The 3,298-nt window shown below is 62.5% G+C and carries 2 protein-coding genes and 1 pseudogene; all 3 read left to right on the forward strand.

Features of this window, described 5'->3' with window-relative positions:
- The first annotated feature begins 281 nt into the window (after nt 1-281).
- Nucleotides 282-1,028 (forward strand): cytochrome c biogenesis CcdA family protein, encoded by a 747-nt coding sequence (locus EOB36_RS27560; RefSeq protein ID WP_095485582.1) that lies wholly within the window; start codon nt 282-284, stop codon nt 1,026-1,028.
- Between the two features lie 137 nt (nt 1,029-1,165).
- Nucleotides 1,166-2,527, forward strand: coding sequence for a bifunctional UDP-N-acetylglucosamine diphosphorylase/glucosamine-1-phosphate N-acetyltransferase GlmU (gene glmU / locus EOB36_RS27565; RefSeq protein ID WP_095485362.1), 1,362 nt, complete (start codon nt 1,166-1,168; stop codon nt 2,525-2,527).
- A gap of 234 nt (nt 2,528-2,761) precedes the next feature.
- A pseudogene (locus EOB36_RS35410) lies at nt 2,762-3,298 on the forward strand (glutamine--fructose-6-phosphate aminotransferase); the annotation flags it as partial.

Consider the following 3,298-nt stretch of genomic DNA (forward strand, 5'->3'; position numbering starts at 1 on the left):
GTGTAGATCTTGGTGCCGCCGACATCGGCTTCCTTCCACGCTTCGGCGGCATATGAGGCGGCGGTGCCGAGCAAAAGCACCGCCAGCCCAACTGTGATCGATTTCATGAGGTTCTCCCTGATATGATCGAGAAGCGCGCGGAAAGTTGCGGCCCCGTTGCATCAACGCGCTTGGCGTATCGTTTCTTCCTCGATGCAGGGCGGCAACTTGCCACGCAATGGTGATTGGCGGACAAGTCCGTGCGCCGCTATATCGGCGCCGATACAGTTGGAGTTTCGGGAATGGCATTGGATATCGGCTATGTCAGCGCGGTCGGGGCGGGGGCGATCTCGTTCCTGTCGCCTTGCGTGCTGCCGCTGGTGCCGCCCTATCTCTGCTATATGGCCGGCGTGTCGGTCGATGATTTCCGCGGCAATGCCGGCGTCACGGCCAAGGCCGACGCACGCAGCGCGCTGCTTTATGCTTCGATCGCCTTCGTTCTCGGCTTCTCGACCGTCTTCGTGGCGTTAGGCGCCGGCGCCTCGACCATTGGCCGGCTGCTGCGCGTCTGGCAGGAGCCGCTGGCAATGGCCGCCGGCGCGCTGATCATCCTGATGGGGTTGAACTTCCTCGGCATATTGCGCATCCCGCTGCTGTCGCGTGAGGCGCGCTTCCAGTCGCAGGGCAAGCCGGCCAGTATCGTTGCCGCCTATGTCATGGGACTTGCCTTCGCCTTCGGCTGGACACCCTGCATCGGACCGGTGCTGGGACCGATCCTGACGCTGGCCGGCGGCCGGGAGACGGTGGGCGAGGGCGCAGCTCTGCTTGCCGCCTATTCGCTCGGCCTCGGCATCCCGTTCCTGATCGCGGCGCTGTTTTCCGGCGCCTTCATGCGCTTTCTCTCAAAATTCCGCGTCCATCTCGGCCGGGTCGAAAAAGCAATGGGCGCGCTGCTGGTCGTCGCCGGCGTCTTTTTCCTGACCGGCGGCGTGCAGGCTATGTCTTATTGGCTGCTGGAAAATTTCCCGGTGCTGGGGCAACTGGGTTAGGGCTCTTGAGCTGTGGACCCGCTGATTAAGAGTCAGTTGCTCGACCGTCTCACCGGAATTTAACCGCATTGGTGCAGCATGGCGCCAAATGCTAGACATGCCTTGATTCCCAACCCTTTTCATATGGTTGCCATTCCATGAGCCAGAGAACCTGCCTGTCCGTCATCCTCGCCGCAGGCGAAGGCACGCGCATGAAAAGCGCAGTGCCAAAAGTGCTGCACCTGATCGCCGGCCTGCCGATGGTCGCCCATGTCGTCAAGGCTGCCGAAGCCGCAGGCAGCGGTGATCTGGCGCTGGTGATCGGCCATGGCGCGGAAGAGATGCGCAAGGCCACGCAAAAGTTCGCGCCGAAGGCGGAGACCTTCGTCCAGGACAAGCGGCTCGGCACGGCGCATGCCGTGCTGGCAGCTCGTGCTGCGATATCAAAGGGTTACGACGACATCCTGGTGATGTTCGGCGATACGCCGCTGATCGATCCGGAGGTGCTGGCTGCTGCGCGCCTGAAGCTGGCCGAAGGCGCTGCCGTCGTTGTGGTCGGCTTCCGCACGTCAAATCCTTCCGGCTATGGCCGGCTGATCGAAAAAGGCGGCAAGCTCGTCGCTATCCGCGAGGAAAAGGACTGCACCGGCGAGGAGAAGAAAATCACCTTCTGCAATGGCGGGCTGATGGCGGTTGCGGGCAAGCACGCGCTGCAGCTGCTCGACCAAGTCGGCAACAACAACGCCAAGGGCGAATATTATCTCACCGACATCGTCGAGATCGCCGGCGGGCAGGGTTTTGATGTCGTTGCCGCAGAAGCCAGCTTCGAGAATGCGCTCGGCATCAACAACCGCGCCGAACTCGCCGCGGCGGAAGGCATCTGGCAGACGCGCCGGCGGCGCGAGGCCATGCTCTCTGGCGTCACATTGATCGCGCCGGAAACCGTGTTCTTTTCGCACGATACCGAGATCGGCGCGGACACGATTGTCGAACCCAATGTCTGGTTCGGGCCGGGCGTGACGATCGCCACGGGCGCCAAGATCCATGCTTTCAGCCATATCGAAGGCGCCACGATCGCCTCGAACTGCGATGTCGGTCCGTATGCGCGGCTGCGGCCGGGCGCCGATCTCCGGCAAAAAGCCAAGGTCGGCAATTTCTGCGAGGTCAAAGGGGCGACGATCGAGGAAGGCGCCAAGGTCAACCACCTGACCTATATCGGCGATGCCCGCGTCGGCGCCGGCGCCAATATCGGCGCTGGAACCATCACCTGCAACTATGACGGCTATTCGAAGTTCTTCACCGACATCGGCGAGGGTGCTTTCATCGGCTCGAACTCCTCGCTGGTGGCGCCGGTTACAATCGGCAAGGGTGGTTATATCGCTTCGGGAAGCGTGATCACCGAAAGCGTGCCTGACGATGCGCTGGCCTTCGGCCGCGCCCGCCAGAGGACGCTGGCCGGCAAGGGCAAGGAATTGCGCGAGCGTTTTGCTTCGGCCGAGGCGGCCCGGAAAAAAGCCTAGCCGCGGCGACTGCATCATGTCTTTGACGGATTTCAGGAACTGTTGGGCGCGATAGGATGCCCGTACGGAGAAACCGAGCGATCGCGGTAACCGGATTGCAAGAGCGCCCTGTCATGGTGCATCTGTGCAAGAACAGTTCCGGCTGATACGGAACGAAACGCAATGTGATTTTCGCGGCAGCCCGGCCGTCCCTAAATGGCGCCGGGTTTATGCCGGAATCGGGGGCAAACGTCTATGTGCGGTATTGTCGGAATTGTCGGTCACTCGCCGGTCGCGCCGCTCATCGTCGATGCGCTAAAAAGGCTCGAATATCGCGGCTATGATTCGGCCGGTGTCGCTACAATCGAGCATGGCAAGCTTGGGCGTCGCCGCGCCGAGGGCAAGCTGATCAATCTCGAGCGCCGGCTGAAGGACGAACCGCTCGACGGCATGATCGGCATCGGCCACACGCGCTGGGCAACACATGGCGTGCCGAACGAGACCAACGCGCATCCGCATTTTTCCGACGGCGTCGCCATCGTCCACAACGGCATCATCGAGAATTTCGCCGAATTGCGCGACGAGCTGATGCGCGACGGCTACACATTTTCATCGCAGACCGACACCGAGGTCGTCGCCCATCTGGTGGCGCGTGAACTGGCCAAGGGCCTGAAGCCGGTCGAGGCCGCGCACCAGGCGCTGAAGCGGCTGGAAGGCGCCTTCGCGCTGGCCATCATGTTCAAGGGCGACGAGGACCTCATCGTCGGCGCGCGCAACGGCCCGCCGCTGGCC

It is taken from the genome of Mesorhizobium sp. M6A.T.Cr.TU.017.01.1.1 (assembly GCF_004023115.1).
GTDB lineage: Bacteria > Pseudomonadota > Alphaproteobacteria > Rhizobiales > Rhizobiaceae > Mesorhizobium > Mesorhizobium mediterraneum.